We start from the raw sequence: 14,292 nt of genomic DNA, 5'->3' as shown, positions 1-14,292 counted from the left end.
GCACTACTAAGCCCCACCCAGTGCAACGAAAGGCCCGCTTTCCATGACCTACCCGCTTTCCATCCTCGACTTCGCCTCCATTGAAGAAGGCGGGACTGCAGCCGACTCTTTCAAGGAAAGCCTGGCCCTTGCCCGGCACGCCGAAAAGCTTGGGTACCGACGTGTCTGGTACGCAGAGCACCACAACATGCCAACCATCGCGTCGTCGGCCACGAGTGTGCTGATCTCCTTCATCGGTGCCAACACATCCACCATCCGGCTTGGTGCCGGCGGAATCATGCTTCCCAACCATGCCCCGCTGACTATTGCCGAGCAGTTTGGCACCCTGGAGTCCCTGTATCCGGGACGGATCGACCTGGGCCTTGGGCGGGCCCCGGGCAGTGACCAGAAGACCATGCGCGCACTGCGGCGTGATCCCATGTCCGCAGACAGCTTCCCCCGTGACGTCCAGGAGCTGCAGGGATACCTCACCGGCAACAGCTTGATTCCCGGCATCGACGCCATTCCGGGCAAGGGCACCAACGTGCCGCTGTACATCCTCGGATCCTCCCTCTTTGGCGCCCGGCTGGCCGCCGCGCTGGGCCTGCCGTACTCCTTCGCCTCGCACTTCGCGCCGCAGGCGCTCCAGGACGCCGTCGCGCTGTACCGGCGCGAGTTCAAGCCCTCCGAACAGCTGGCGGAACCGTACGTGATTGCCGGAGTGAACGCCCTCGCCGCTCCCACCACCGGGGAGGCAGAGGAAATCTTCAAACAGTCCCAGCGCCGGCGGGTCACCCAGCTCCTGGGCAAGGACCGCACCTACACGGATGAGGAAGCCGACCTGGTGCTTGAATCCCCGGCAGGCCAGCACATCAAGATGATGGGCCACTACTCCGCAGTTGGTACCCCCGCCGAGGTCCGCAGCTACCTCGACTGGTTCGCCGGACATGCCCAGGCGGATGAGCTGATCGTGGCCACCCACGCTCCCACGCTGGAGCAGCGGCTGCGGTCCTTCACACTCCTGGCCGAGGCTGCCGAGCTCGTTCCCGCCTAACCCGTCTTCACCTTCATCGAGATGGCAGAAACTGCCCGTATGAACCCTCAAACGGGCAGTTTCTGCCATCTCGCGGGGAGGAACGGGGAAGGCGATTGCATCAGGGCCTGGATGACCGCGGACAGGTGCGCCGGCCCCTATGCCAGAATCTAGACATGGAAACATCCGCCCACGTCATCCGGGTCAACGTGCCGTTGCGCTGGTCGGACATGGACGCCTATGGGCACATCAACAACGTTGAAGTGATCCGGATGCTGGAAGAAGCCAGAATCCTCGCGTTCGGTCCGCCCGGCGGCACCGGTGCACACGGGATCGAGCCGCCCGTGCCGCTATTCAACACGGTTCCGCCAAACACCCAGTCGCTGGTCTCTGAACACAGGGTCAAGTACCTCGCTCCGCTGGAGTACCGCAACGTCCCGGCCGACGTCGATATTTGGTTCAGCTCGGTCAAGGGAGCGAGCCTGACCATTTCCTACCTGGTGTCCGACCCGGTGACGAATAAGGCGTGCATCAAGGCTGAAACCACTCTGGCCTTTGTCGACGCAGTCACGGGCGCCCTGCTGCGGGTTACCGCAGAGCAGCGGGAACTCTGTGGCCGGCATACCGGCACATCTGTCTTTGCTTAAGGGGTCCCCGCGGAAAAGCGCGCGGACTACCATCTGAGACAGCTGCCTGCCTAAGGTACTGGGGAACCGCTCACTGCCGGAGGAGACCCTGCCGTGTCGAATGATCCGTGGTACAGCCTTGGCATAACGCCGATCGAAGCCTTGTGGGTGGTGGTCTCGGCCATCGGCATCTACGCCGCGTTCTTCCTGCTGATCAGGGGCTTCGGCCAGCGTGCGCTGGCCAGCTGGAGCACCCTGGACAAGGCGATTGTGATTGCCCTGGGCGGCGTAGTGGGCCGGGTCATCCTCGGCTACACACCCACCCTCGCCGGCGGGATCGTCGGACTCATCACCCTGTTCACCATGATGCGGCTCGAAGAGTACCTCCGCCGCACCAAACGCGGCGTGTACCTGAGCAGCAAACCGGTACTGCTGATGGCCGGGGACGAGATCCTCGCAGATAACCTCAGAAAGGCCCGGATCCAGAACGACGAGCTCTATTTCAAACTGCGCCAAGCCGGGATCCATAACTTCTCCGAGGTCTCGATAGTGCTGCTTGAGCCCACCGGAGACGTGAGCGTAATGCGCAGGGGAGTGCCGGTGGAACGCGAGCTGCTGCGGCGCGTGGCTGACAGGGACCGGATCCCCAGCCAGCTGTTGCTGCCGGAGCGGGAGGGGCGCCAGGGTACCTAAAGGGGCCCATGGCCGGCCCGGCCCGCAGGCCCGATTAGGTGTTTCGGGAAACCCCGTGTAGAGTCTTTCTCAGTTGTTGTGTTGCGCATTTTGTATTTCAAGCGGCGAAACCCAGACGGGCTAGCCGCTTTTTCTGTAGAAGCGGTAAAAGGGACACCGCGACTGAAACCCCCGAAAGTCGGGAGCGGTTTCGAGCAGAAAGAAGTATAAAAAATGGCTACAGGTACCGTGAAGTGGTTCAACTCCGAAAAGGGCTTCGGCTTCATTGAGCCGGACGACGGCAGCGCCGACGTCTTCGCTCACTACTCCGCCATCAACTCCAGCGGCTACAAGTCCCTCGAAGAGAACCAGAAGGTTTCCTTCGACACCGAGCAGGGCCCCAAGGGTCCGCAGGCCACGAACATCCAGGGCCTCTAATTCAAGAAGCCTAGACGCCGCCGCTAAGGCAGGCATCTAAAAAGAAGAGCAGGACGGGCAACCGTCCTGCTCTTCTTGTTTAACCCGTCAACTCCGCCCGGCGGAGGGTAGGGCCCGTCGAGACGCTGAAGACGGGGCCTACCCTCCGATGCCGGAGATCGTCAGTCCTGGACGCGCACTGCAGTCTCGCGCAGGTACTGTTCCACCCGGGTATAGGCGTCCTGGGTCAGGGCACGCCAGAATTGCATCGCGAGGCGTGGTTCATCCTCTTCGATCTGATGGATCACGTCGGCCGGCAGGCGCCAGACCTCCACTGCGCCGTCGGCCTTGACGGTGGTCTCCTGCCTCCGGTCCTCGCCCAGGGCCATCTCGCCGAAGGTCATTCCGGCGCCCAGACGCGTCAGTTTCACGCGGTGGCCGTCCGGACCCGGCATGAGGGTCTGCACATGGCCCGAGGCAATAAAGTAGACACCGCTGAAGCGCTGGCCGATCCTGCGGATCACATCGCCGTCGTCGTAGGTCAGTTTCTCCATCCGGGAGGAAAGGTCCTTGGCGCTGTCCTCACCGAGGGGAGCCAGCGCGGGGGAGTCCTTGGGCAGTATCCGGGCAGGCTGAACGAGGTCCGCCGCGTAGCGCTCAAGCAGTTCTTCCTCGCACCACTCAACCGCTCCGGAATGGGTGGCAAACGCCTGCACGTCGTGGCCGTCTTCCACCAGGCTGGCCGCCACGGTCCCGTCCGCGTCCACGATGGCCAGGCTCCGTCCGCCGCGGGTCAGCATGTCTGCCGCCTCGGCGAACATCCGCATGGCCACTCCGGAGACCTCATCAACACTGCGCAGGTCCAGCACCACCAGTACGACGTCGTCATCCAGGGAAGCGAGCTCCCGCACCATGGCTTCGGCACCGGCAAAGAGCAGGTCGCCGTTCAGCTCAAGCACCCGTGCACGGTGGATGTTGGAGCGCAGGACGTTGGCTGCTTCTTCGCTGCGGCGGATGCCCGAAGGAGTGGTGCCAATGTCATAGGAACCGCGCAGCGCAGAGCGTCCTGTACGTCCGGCACGGACAAAGTGCAGTTCAAGGTCGCTGGAGAGCCGCTGGCTGACGGCTACGCCGCGCACACTGCTGCCGTGGGCATCCAGCGGCGGCGAGTAGACGGCCAGACCGATCTGGCCCGGCAGCACGGCGATCGTGCCGCCGGCTACCCCGGACTTCGCTGGCATGCCTACGCTGCTCATCCAGGCACCGGCGTCGTCATACATGCCGCAGGTGGCCATGACGGAGAGCACCCGCTCCACCGGCGCTATATCCAGTACCTGGTCATTCGTGAGGGGGTTGCGGCCGCTGTTGGCAAGGGTGGCAGCCATCATTGCCAGGTCCAGGGTGTTAACCATTACCGAGCATTGCCGGAAATAGTCCTCAATGACCGGTGTGGGATCAGATTCAATGATGTCGAAACTACGCAGAAGATATGCAAGTGCATGATTTCGGTGCCCGGAGCGGAGTTCTGACTGGTAGATCTTTTCGCTGACAGAGAGCTGACGTCCCGCAAATGCTGAATACGTATTGAGAATTCGCTTAAAGCGTGAATTTCCGCCGGCACCGCGGACGAGGGAGGTGGCAGTGAGGGCTCCGGCATTGATCATGGCGTTCGCGGGGCGCCCGGTGCCTTCGGCCAGGGAGATCTCGTTGAACGAGTCTCCGGACGGTTCAACGTCCACCTTGGCGTCCACCTCGTCCATGCCCCGGTCGGCCAGCGCCAGGCCGTAGGTGAACGGCTTGGAGATCGACTGGATGCTGAACTCCTCGCGGGTGTTGCCCACCTCGTAGACGAAGCCGTCTGCAGTGGCCAGGACTATTCCGAAGTGATCGGGATCCACGTTGGCCATCGCGGGAATGGAACTGTACGGTTTCCCGTCCTTTAGGTCGGCAATCTCGGCGTGGATTCGTTGCAGGTAGTGATCGATCGGGGAGTCCATCCATCCAGCCTACGGGGGTTGGGAAAGCCCGTGACCTGACCGTTATCTCTGTGTATACTGGCACGCAGTTGTTGTGTTGAGTGTTTGAACTTGAAGCGGCGAAGCCCGAATCCAGGGCCAGCCGCTTTTTTTGTAGAACGCTGCATGGGACACTTCAGCTGGAAACTCCTCGACGGTCGGGGATGTTTCGCCTCAGAAGGATGATTAAAAATGGCAACTGGCACCGTGAAATGGTTCAACTCCGAAAAGGGCTTCGGCTTCATCGAGCCCGATGACGGCAGCGCCGATGTTTTCGCCCACTACTCCGCCATCAACGCGAGCGGCTACCGCTCACTTGAAGAGAACCAGAAGGTTAGCTTCGACACCGAGCAGGGACCCAAGGGTCCCCAGGCGGTAAACATCCAGCCTGTCTAACCAAGACTTCCGGCCCTTTCACGGGCCAGCTGGAAACGCAGATGCAGGACGGATTCCGTCCTGCATCTCGCGTTTAAGGCACACTCCGCGCTGAAGCGTCCCCCTGCCTGCCGGCGCCGGCAGCAGGGCATTTCCCCGGTGCCTGCCCGGGCGTACCTCGCCGATGTCAGCCGTGACCAGCTGATGCGCCTGCTCACCGAAGGTGGATACGTCCACTACCGCTGGAAGGAAGATGATGAGCTTCACGCGGTGATGGCAGGCATCCTGAAAGAGTTCGGTTCCATAGGGGACATGGTCAAGGGCGCCGGTTCGGCCGGCGAGCTGCGGCACAGGCTGGAGGTTCCCCGGCATTGGACCGGTAACGGCCGGTATTTTCATGGAATGGGTGCCCGCACGGTTCAACGGAACCTGCACCGGCTGACCCTTCCCGGGGCCTTGGCCCGCCGGGGACGTAACGCAGCACACAAATCCGGATGCTTCTGGCTATACTCCTAACAGCTTCAAGAACTGCGGCCGCCAAGCTCCGACTTGGCCGCATACCAACCCCACGCTCGTTGGGTGGTTCGGATGAAGAAGCGGCCTGCACTCGCCCCTGGGGCAACCGGTGCCAGGCAAGAGCACGCCGAAAGGACCGGCGCCCGGCGCCGCCGCCATGGACACTCCTGTTCCCCCAGCAACCTCCCTCAAAGCAGTCAGCCTGCAGGACTATGAGGACCTCGTACGTCTGCGCGAGGCCTTCGTCGAGTTCCTTCTCAGCGAGCCAAGAGCCGCTGCATGAGCGGTCCGGCAGGGCTGCTGCTGGATACCCCCGTCCTTGCCGAGGTCCGCAGCGGGAGCCCAGACCCCGCCGTCGTCGGTTTCCTCCGGAGCCGCAGCCACCTTCGAGTCTTCGTGTCCGCCCTCACCGTGGGGGAATTCGAATCGGCTGCTCCAGGCTGGCTCAAGGAACTGTCCCAGCGCTTTGCCGGGAACATCCTTCCCGTGGACCATGAGGTGGCGATGCTGTGGCGGACACTGCCTGTGCCCGCTGCCGAAGGACCCCGGGACTCGCACCGCTCCTGGCTCGCGGCGACGGCAATCCACTGCAACCTCACGGTCGTGACACCTGAACCTGAGGCCTTTGTGGCGTATGGTGCGCATGCGGTCAGTCCATTCACGGAATTCGGCTGAGCACAACCCCCTGTGAGAGAATTCATTGTCCCGGGTGAGGCCGGGCACACTGCCGCGTGCTGTCTTGGCGCCGCGGACACTCGCAAGTTAGGAACTCTTGGCCGATGGCTGAAAACACTCCCCGCGCGAATGCAGTACCGCATTCGGAGCGGATTGACGACGACGGCGGCAAGGCCGCCAAATGGAAAATTGTCGGCCCGGGACTCGTGGTTGCTGCCACGGGTGTTGGTGCTGCCGACATGGTTGCCACCCTGGTGGCAGGATCCCGCTACGGCTACGGCCTGCTGTGGGCAGTTATCCTGGGCGTCATCCTGAAGATCATCCTCGTGGAAGGTGCCGGGCGGTTCACGCTTGCAACCGGTAAGACCATCTTCGAAGGGTGGCGTTCGCTGGGACGCTGGACCACCTGGTACTTCGGTCCGTACATCATGATCTGGGGCTTCGTTTACGGCGCCACGGCCATGTCTTCCGCTGCGCTGCCGCTGGCAGCAGTCTTCCCGTTCCTTCCGCTGTGGGCATGGGCCATCGTGATGGGCCTGGCCGGCTTCGTCATGGTCTGGTTCGGTAAATACGCCACCTTTGAAAAGATCACTGCTGCCCTCGTTGGCCTGATGTTCGTCACCGTGGTCGGCCTGGCCATCATCGCAACCCCCAACATCCCGGAGATGTTCAAGGGCCTCGTCCCGATGATCCCCGAAGGCGGCATCGTTTACACGCTGGCTCTCGCCGGCGGCGTCGGCGGCACCATCACACTGGCTGCGTATGGCTACTGGCTGCGCGAAAAGGGCTGGTACACGCCCAAGTGGATGAAGGTCATGCGCATCGACAACTCGATGGCCTACGTGATGACGGGCATCTTCGTGATCGCCATGCTCATTGTGGGTGCCGAGGTTGTCCGCACCGCCGGCATCACGCTCAGCGCAGGCGACAAGGGCCTGCTGGACCTCTACGACGTCCTGAAGCTTGAATACGGCGACTTCATTGGAACCGGCTTCCTGATCGGTTTCTGGGCCGCGTCCTTCTCCTCCATCATCGGCGTCTGGAACGGCGTTTCGCTGATGTTCGCCGATTTCTGGGGGAACATGCGCGGAAAGGAATCCGGTCACCCGGACACCCGCGTAGGCGGAAAGTACTTCAAGTTCTACGTCCTGTGGCTGACCTTCCCGCCGATGATTCTTTTCGCACTGGGACAGCCGATCGGCCTGATCCTCGCCTACGGCGTGCTCGGCTCGCTGTTCATGCCGTTCCTGGCCGTCACCCTCCTGGGACTGCTCAACGGCAAGCGCATCCCGAAGGAATGGGCCAACCGCCTCCACACGAACATCGCCCTGGGCATCACCGCCCTGCTGTTCATCATCCTTGGCCTGCAGCAGGCCTGGAAGGCACTCTCGCCGGTATTCGGCGGCGAGTAGCCCCTCACTTGGGCGGTCTCACAACCCGCCCGCCAAGGCGCTGCGAAGCACCCTGAAACTGCCCTGCCGTGTGTAAACGCGGCAGGGCAGTTTAGCGTACGCACCCTCCTTCCACGAGGGAAAAACTAAGTTCGAAAATAAGTACGCAGACCCTGTCTACGCCCTGAGGACCCTCCGCTACTCTGGAATGGCGAGAGAAGGTTGCAGCATGGAAATCAGCGCAGCGGGTGGCCTGAATCGTCTGATTGCGGGCCGATACCGACTCATCGAACCAATTGGCCACGGTGGCATGGCCACCGTCTACAAGGGACTGGACGAAGCTCTCGGACGCGACATCGCCGTGAAGCTCTTCCGGGCCAGCGCTGTCGACCCCGACGACGTCGGGCGGCAGGAAACGGAAATGCGTCTCCTGGCTTCGCTGACGCACCCGGGGCTGGTGACACTCTTTGACGCAGGCAAGGACGACGCCGGCCGCGACGACGGTCCCGACGGAGAGCCCCGGGCATTTCTGGTGATGGAACTCGTGGACGGGCCGGACCTGCGCAAGCGGCTTCGGGACAATCCCGTGCCTGCAGCTGACGTTGCCTACGTCGGCGCTGAACTCGCCGGTGCGCTGGCCTATATCCATGCGCGAGGAGTGGTTCACCGCGACGTTAAGCCGGCCAATATTCTCCTGCCGCCTACCATCGCCGGTACGGCACCGCGGGCCAAGCTCACGGACTTCGGGATCGCCCGGATGATGGACGGGGCCAGGCTCACTGCGACCGGTGCAACGCTTGGCACGGCCAACTACCTCAGTCCGGAACAGGCGTCGGGCAGGTCCGCGTGCGCCTCGTCCGATATCTACTCCCTTGGACTGGTGCTGCTGGAGTGCCTAACCGGAAAAATTGAGTTCGGCGGCACCCCGCTGGAGGCAGCCGTTGCAAGGCTGAGCAGGGATCCGGAGGTCCCGGAGACCCTCGGCACGCACTGGAGCTCCCTGCTCACCGGAATGACCGCACGGGACCCGGAGTCCCGGCCAACGGCTGCGGAGGTGTCTGCTGCATTGCTGGATCACGGGTGGTCCGCAGGGCCCGTGACACCGGCTGCAACCCGGGACATCGCCCCGCCCCGAACGGAAACAGCGGCTCCTGAAACGGCAGAGGCGTCAGAAGTGGACGGTTTGGCGGCTGAGCCGGAGACCTCCGCCAGCTTGGATTGGCTGCATACGGGCACCGGCGCCAGTACTGCAGAGGATCCGCGGACGCCTGCCATGGAGCAGGCAGCCGCAGCCTATCTGGCCAGGGACGACCTGGACCATCCGGACATCCATACGCCTGCGGCTCCGCCCACGCCTCCGTCGATCGGCCCCCTGTCCGGAGCCGGCCAGGGGCGTCCCGGCAGCGCGGGGCCGAAACAGGCCGCTATTGCCCGCGCAGCCGCCGTTCCAATGCCTCCCGGCCGTGCCGTCCTCGCCGGCCGTGTGCTGCTGGCAATCCTGGCCATGACCGTCCTGACGGTGGCAGTGGTGCTGGCAGCCGGCCGGGTCGGAGCGTCCGACTCCCTCCAGCCCCAGAAGGTCCCTTTCCAGATTGGCGGGACCAGCAGCGGGGAACCGTAACCCAGGCCCGCCGGTTTGTCCGGGTTAGGCCCGGAAGCGGCTCGGATCGCATACTTGAAACATGGATTTTCCCGTACCGTCCCCTAACGACCGCTGCCCTTGCCTGAGCGGTGAGACGTACGGGAACTGCTGCTCCCGCTTCCATGCCGGCAGCGCCTGGGCCCCCACCGCAGAAGCGCTTATGCGTTCGCGCTACACCGCATTCGTCACCGGCGACAAGGAATACCTGCTCCGGACCTGGCACCCCAGCGGGCGTCCTGCCCGGCTCGATCTTGACAGCGAAATGCGCTGGCGGCGCCTGGACATTCTGTCCACAGAGGCCGGCGGGCCACTGGATTCGACCGGAGTAGTCACCTTTGAGGCCCATTACCGGCAGGACGGCGACGCCGGTGTGCAGCGCGAACGCAGCACCTTCGTCCGGGAAGACGGCCGATGGCTGTATGTTGCGGGCGAGTAGGCCCCGACACCTTCCACCTGCTTCGGGCCGCGCCTAGTCTTAAGTAGCGTCCGACGGCGGCTCGGATCCGGGTCCCATCGGGAAGTCTTCCCGAACAGGCGTACGCGCCTGCCAGTGGTCGGACCCCAGCAGAACGAGGACACCATGAAAGCACTCGTTTATGAAGGACCCGGACAGAAGGCGTGGAAGGACGTCCCTGACCCGCAGATTCAGGATCCGCGGGACGTGATCGTCAAAATCGATACCACGACCATTTGCGGCACAGACCTCCACATCCTTAAGGGAGACGTTCCCGCAGTCACCCCGGGCAGGATACTCGGCCACGAAGGGGTAGGCACCGTCAGCGAGACGGGGTCCAGTGTCACCAACTTCAAGGTTGGGGACAAGGTCATCCTCTCCTGTGTTTCCGCCGACGGTTCCTGCAGCTTCTGCAAGGAGGGCCTGTACTCGCACTGCACCGGTTCCGAAGGCCAGTCCGGAATCGGCTGGATTTTCGGCCACCTGATCGACGGGACGCAGGCTGAGTATGTGCGGGTTCCCTATGCAGACACCTCCATGTACCTGTTGCCGGAGGGCGTAAGCGAAGAGCACGGAGTGCTGCTCAGCGATATCTTCCCCACCGGTTTTGAGATGGGCGTGCAGTACGGCCGGACCAAGCCCGGTGACGTTGTCGCCGTGATTGGAGCGGGACCTGTGGGCCTCGCCGTGATCTCCACGGCTGGCCTGTACGGGGCCGCGAAAATCATTGCCGTTGACCTGGACCAGAACCGGGTGGACCAGGCCCGCAAGTTCGGTGCCACGCACGGAGTGAACTCCGGCGACTCCGATTGGAAGGAACAGATCATGTCCCAGACAGATGGCTGGGGCGTGGACGTGGCCGTGGAAGCCGTGGGTATTCCCCGGACTTTCGAGATGTGCACAGAGATTGTCCGGCCGGGCGGAAACGTGGCGAACGTGGGTGTGCACGGCAAACCGGTCAGCCTGGAACTGGACCGCCTGTGGATCGAGAACATCGACATCAGCATGGGCCTGGTGAACACGGACACCCTGTCCATGCTGTTGAAGCTGATGGCGGAGGGGAAGCTCCCGGCCGAGCCCTTCATCAGCCACCGCTACCCGCTGAATGACATGATGACCGCGTACGACACATTCTCGCGGGCGGCGGAGACCGATGCGCTGAAGGTGATCCTGAGCACTGAATAGCAGGCCTCCCGGGCGGTTTGGGCAGCGGCTCAAACCGGGCGGATACTGGAAGTGCGACCGCAGCTGCGGCCGCACTTCCACGTCAAGGGGGTATGTAAATGTCAGCAGACATTTCCCGTACGATGATCGCCGGCCGGCTCAACATCGAAACCGGCACCTTTGCGCTGAAAGAGGTCCCGGTCCCTGACCCCGGGCCCGGTTTTGTCCGTGTGAAGGTGGGCGCGGCAGGCGTCTGCCTGTCTGATGTGCACCTGATCCAGGGCCTGCTCCGCCCTAAGTTCCTCAAAGGCAGTGAAGTCACCCTCGGCCACGAAGTCGCCGGAACGGTCGACCTGCCGGGCCCCGGTGTCTCCTCGCTGGCAGCGGGGGACCGGGTAGTGGTCCAGGCCGGTTATGAGTACAACGGGGTTACTCTCACCATGGGTGTGGACTACGACGGCGGCTGGGCCGAGTATCTGGTTGTTCCTGCCGGCGTCTGTGTTCCGCTGGGTGATGACATCCCGTTCGACCAGGCTTCCATCATTCCCGATGCCGTTTCCACGCCGTGGGGGGCTATTGCCTCCACTGCCGATGTACGGGCGGGGGAAGCAGCCGGCGTCTGGGGAATCGGCGGACTGGGTGCCCACGGTGTCCAGCTCCTGAGGCTGATTGGCGCCGCACCCATCATTGCCGTCGACCCGATCCCGGAAGCACGCGCCCGTGCGCTGGAGTTCGGCGCGGACATTGCCCTGGACCCGATGGCCGGTGACTTCGCCGATGCAGTGAAGGCCGCCACCGGCGGGCGGGGACTCGACGTCGCGCTGGACTTTGCCGGAGTGGACGCTGTACGTGCCCAGGCACTGGACTCACTGGGTCTCCGCGGCCGGCTGGTGCTGGTTGGCCTTAGCGGAAAGCCCGTGACCATCGGTGACAGCACCGGCTTCTCCTACGCCCGCAAACAGGTCCTGGGCCATTACGGCTCCGAGGCGCATCACGTTCCCCAGCTGGTTTCACTCACCCGCCTGGGACGGCTGGACTTTGCCAAGTCCGTAAGTGCCCGCCTGCCGCTCGCCGAGGCGGAGCAGGCGGTCAAGTCCCTGGACGCGAAGGAAGGCAACCCGATCCGGATTGTCCTGATTCCCTAGCAGGTCAAAACGCGCTGAAGCCCTCCGCCCAAGGCAGAGGGCTTCAGCGCGTTTCAGGCTCCCTTACTTGTCCTTGCGGTGCTTGCTGTCTTGGCTGTCTTTGGACTTTGAATCCTTGATGTCCTTGGCAGCCTTGACCGCTGCCGCGGCGGCCGTGGCCTTCACCGGGGTGGGGACCTTGACGACCTTGACCTTGGTCTTGCTCTTGGTGTCCAGGACCAGTGCGGCGGCTATGCCCAGCATCCATATGTCCTTGGCGAAGGGGGTGCCGGCGGCGCTGGGACGGATGCCGTCGTCTTCAGTGAAGTCCGGCGTCTTCAAATACATCCTCATCATGCCGCCCGAGAACGCGCCGAGCGCCAAACCGGCCAGGCGGCTGGGGACGAAAGGAGTCAGCAGCGCCAGGCCGAGGGTAATTTCGGCGGCGCACAGCAGTTTGCCGAACCGGACAGGTTCAATGTCCAGTACCTGGGGGAAGGCGTTCCCTGCCAGATGCTGCAGGCCTGCAGCAGATTCGGCGTCGAGGTTTCGCTTGTTCAGGCCCGAGTTCAGGATGTACGCGCCGGTGGTGAGCCGCAGCGGGATGTGGCTGAGTTTCATGGTGGTTCCTTACGGAGGCGGCAGTTTCCACGCACGAGCCTACGGCGGCGCCGGTACAGGCGCCAGAGCCCTGCGCCCCGGCAGGCGCCGAACTTTCCATGCGCGCCCGGCGCCGGGTGAACAAAAGATGGCCGGAGCGCGCACATTTGGTTCGACGGGGGAACATGCCGACGCAAAGTCCCACGGCTGCCCGGATATCTGCTTTTATTAATGAGTTACTGGGCAACCCGTCAACGACACTAGAAGGTCACTAATGGATTACCTCCCGGCCGAGCATCCCCGGCCGCGACATTTCATCCTTCACCTAAGCGACACCCATCTGCTGGCAGGACCGCAACCGCTGTACGGATCGGTGGACAGCCGGGCCAAGCTGCTTTCCCTTTTTGAACGCCTCTCGGCTGCTGAGCGCAAGCCGGAGGCGATTGTTTTTACCGGGGACCTGGCGGACAAGGGGGAACCCGAGGCCTACGATGAGCTGCGCTCCATCGTTGAACCGGCAGCGGAACAGATGGGCGCGAAAGTCATCTGGGTCATGGGAAACCATGACAAGCGGGAGCACTTCAAGGAGAGACTGCTGGATGAAGCTCCGGATATGGCTCCGATGGACCGGGTCTACGAAGTCAACGGCCTGAGGATCGTCACGCTGGATACGTCCGTGCCGGGCTACCACCACGGGGAACTGAGCGATTCCCAGCTTTCCTGGCTGCGGTCCGTTCTGCGCACACCGGCACCGGACGGGACGATCCTGGCCCTTCACCATCCGCCGGTCCCCAGTGTCCAGGACCTCACTGTCCTCGTGGAGCTGCGCCACCAGCGCGACCTCGCGGCTGTCCTGGCAGGAACCGACGTGCGCTCAATAATCGCCGGCCATCTGCACTATTCGACCTTTGCCACCTTTGCGGGAATTCCCGTATCGGTTGCCTCGGCTACCTGCTACACGCAGGATCTTGCCACCCCGGGAACCCGCGGGCAGGACGCCGGGCAGGGGTTCAATATGGTGCACGTCTACGAAGATTCAGTGGTGCACTCAGTGGTTCCGCTGGAGGAAAGCGCCACCGTGGGGGAGCGGGTGGACGAAACGGAGACGCGCCGCCGGCTGGAAGCAGCCGGCCGGCGCATCCTGGATGCCCGGTCCCTAAGCAACGCGTAGGGGAGACTACAGAACGTCCGGGTCCGGCTCCGGTCCGAGGTTGAAGAACCGGCCGGTGATCGAAGTGGGTGTGAGCTCCACATAACGGTACTTCGGCGTACGGACCCACGGCTTCAGCGGGTACTTCTCCGCCTCCTCGATCTCCGCGCTGCGGTCCAGCTCCCGGCAGGAGCCCTTGATAATTACGGACCATGCCTCGTCGCTCATGATGCCGTCGGTTTCGAAGGCCACCTGGGAGTTGATCGTCAGCCCGGCAAGTTTCGTTCCGGGTGCGGTCCGGAAGAGGAGCACGCCGTCATGCGCAAAGTAGTTGATGGGAAAGATGTCGGGCTGGTTGCCCACGCTGACTGCGATTCGGCCGTGGAAGGTCTTTTCGACGTACTTCCAGGCTTCTTCTGCCGTGAGCTCAACAACCGGAGGCAGTTCTTCAGTAGTCAT

General features: G+C 63.3%; 17 protein-coding genes and 1 riboswitch. Of the genes, 14 read left to right on the top strand and 3 right to left on the bottom strand.

From position 1 onward, the window contains the following. The first annotated feature begins 43 nt into the window (after positions 1–43). From FYJ28_RS05940 to FYJ28_RS05925, 4 genes are all read left to right on the top strand, one after another. Positions 44–1,033, top strand: coding sequence for an LLM class flavin-dependent oxidoreductase (locus tag FYJ28_RS05940; RefSeq protein ID WP_154578615.1), 990 nt, complete (start codon positions 44–46; stop codon positions 1,031–1,033). Between the two features lie 155 nt (positions 1,034–1,188). Then, positions 1,189–1,659, top strand: coding sequence for an acyl-CoA thioesterase (locus tag FYJ28_RS05935; RefSeq protein ID WP_154578614.1), 471 nt, complete (start codon positions 1,189–1,191; stop codon positions 1,657–1,659). 93 nt (positions 1,660–1,752) lie between these two features. After that, entirely contained in the window at positions 1,753–2,331 is a 579-nt protein-coding gene (locus tag FYJ28_RS17620) for a DUF421 domain-containing protein (RefSeq protein ID WP_154578613.1), read from the top strand. Between the two features lie 213 nt (positions 2,332–2,544). Further along, positions 2,545–2,748 carry a cold-shock protein gene (locus FYJ28_RS05925; protein ID WP_055240158.1) on the top strand — a complete coding sequence of 68 codons (204 nt, stop codon included), beginning with the start codon at positions 2,545–2,547 and terminating at the stop codon, positions 2,746–2,748. A 161-nt stretch (positions 2,749–2,909) separates the two neighbouring features. On the opposite strand, the gene glsA is transcribed toward FYJ28_RS05925, so the two are convergent. Continuing rightward, on the bottom strand, positions 2,910–4,724 hold the full coding sequence (gene glsA, locus FYJ28_RS05920) for a glutaminase A (protein ID WP_154578612.1): 1,815 nt from the start codon (positions 4,722–4,724) through the stop codon (positions 2,910–2,912). Positions 4,725–4,934: 210 nt separating this feature from the next. Here glsA and FYJ28_RS05915 point away from each other — a divergent pair, with 210 nt between their 5' ends. The 9 genes from FYJ28_RS05915 to FYJ28_RS05875 all read left to right on the top strand — a co-directional run bounded on the left by FYJ28_RS05915 (position 4,935) and on the right by FYJ28_RS05875 (position 12,104). Next, positions 4,935–5,138 carry a cold-shock protein gene (locus tag FYJ28_RS05915; protein WP_055240160.1) on the top strand — a complete coding sequence of 68 codons (204 nt, stop codon included), beginning with the start codon at positions 4,935–4,937 and terminating at the stop codon, positions 5,136–5,138. A gap of 138 nt (positions 5,139–5,276) precedes the next feature. Then, positions 5,277–5,633, top strand: a complete 357-nt coding sequence (locus FYJ28_RS05910) for a hypothetical protein (RefSeq protein ID WP_055240161.1) — start codon at positions 5,277–5,279, stop codon at positions 5,631–5,633. Positions 5,634–5,636: 3 nt separating this feature from the next. Then, positions 5,637–5,762: riboswitch (SAM riboswitch) on the top strand. Further along, positions 5,743–5,916, top strand: coding sequence for a hypothetical protein (locus FYJ28_RS05905; RefSeq protein ID WP_154578611.1), 174 nt, complete (start codon positions 5,743–5,745; stop codon positions 5,914–5,916). It overlaps the preceding riboswitch by 20 nt. Next, positions 5,913–6,308: a hypothetical protein gene (locus tag FYJ28_RS05900; protein WP_154578610.1), complete on the top strand. Its 396-nt coding sequence runs from the start codon at positions 5,913–5,915 to the stop codon at positions 6,306–6,308. Before FYJ28_RS05905 ends, FYJ28_RS05900 begins: the two co-directional genes overlap by 4 nt. 104 nt (positions 6,309–6,412) lie before the next feature. Continuing rightward, positions 6,413–7,720 (top strand): Nramp family divalent metal transporter, encoded by a 1,308-nt coding sequence (locus tag FYJ28_RS05895; RefSeq protein ID WP_055240163.1) that lies wholly within the window; start codon positions 6,413–6,415, stop codon positions 7,718–7,720. A gap of 208 nt (positions 7,721–7,928) precedes the next feature. Continuing rightward, complete coding sequence (locus FYJ28_RS05890; RefSeq protein WP_229780291.1) at positions 7,929–9,320, top strand: serine/threonine-protein kinase; 1,392 nt, start codon at positions 7,929–7,931, stop codon at positions 9,318–9,320. 61 nt (positions 9,321–9,381) lie between these two features. Next, positions 9,382–9,777 (top strand): YchJ family protein, encoded by a 396-nt coding sequence (locus FYJ28_RS05885; protein WP_154578609.1) that lies wholly within the window; start codon positions 9,382–9,384, stop codon positions 9,775–9,777. Positions 9,778–9,921: 144 nt separating this feature from the next. Then, entirely contained in the window at positions 9,922–10,980 is a 1,059-nt protein-coding gene (locus FYJ28_RS05880) for a zinc-dependent alcohol dehydrogenase family protein (RefSeq protein WP_055241921.1), read from the top strand. 98 nt (positions 10,981–11,078) lie between these two features. Beyond that, positions 11,079–12,104 (top strand): zinc-binding dehydrogenase, encoded by a 1,026-nt coding sequence (locus FYJ28_RS05875; RefSeq protein WP_229780290.1) that lies wholly within the window; start codon positions 11,079–11,081, stop codon positions 12,102–12,104. Between the two features lie 63 nt (positions 12,105–12,167). On the opposite strand, the gene FYJ28_RS05870 is transcribed toward FYJ28_RS05875, so the two are convergent. Continuing rightward, positions 12,168–12,704: a hypothetical protein gene (locus FYJ28_RS05870; protein ID WP_055240167.1), complete on the bottom strand. Its 537-nt coding sequence runs from the start codon at positions 12,702–12,704 to the stop codon at positions 12,168–12,170. Between the two features lie 253 nt (positions 12,705–12,957). Between FYJ28_RS05870 and FYJ28_RS05865 the strand changes: the two genes are divergently transcribed. Further along, positions 12,958–13,854, top strand: a complete 897-nt coding sequence (locus tag FYJ28_RS05865) for a phosphodiesterase (RefSeq protein WP_154578608.1) — start codon at positions 12,958–12,960, stop codon at positions 13,852–13,854. Positions 13,855–13,860: 6 nt separating this feature from the next. Here the strand turns inward: FYJ28_RS05865 and FYJ28_RS05860 are convergent, their stop codons facing one another. After that, positions 13,861–14,292, bottom strand: coding sequence for a pyridoxamine 5'-phosphate oxidase family protein (locus tag FYJ28_RS05860; protein ID WP_055240169.1), 432 nt, complete (start codon positions 14,290–14,292; stop codon positions 13,861–13,863).

Source organism: Arthrobacter sp. BL-252-APC-1A (assembly GCF_009696625.1).
Taxonomy (GTDB): domain Bacteria; phylum Actinomycetota; class Actinomycetes; order Actinomycetales; family Micrococcaceae; genus Arthrobacter_B.
The sequence above is the reverse complement of the archived record's forward strand: the minus strand, read 5'-3'. Positions and strand labels throughout refer to the sequence as shown.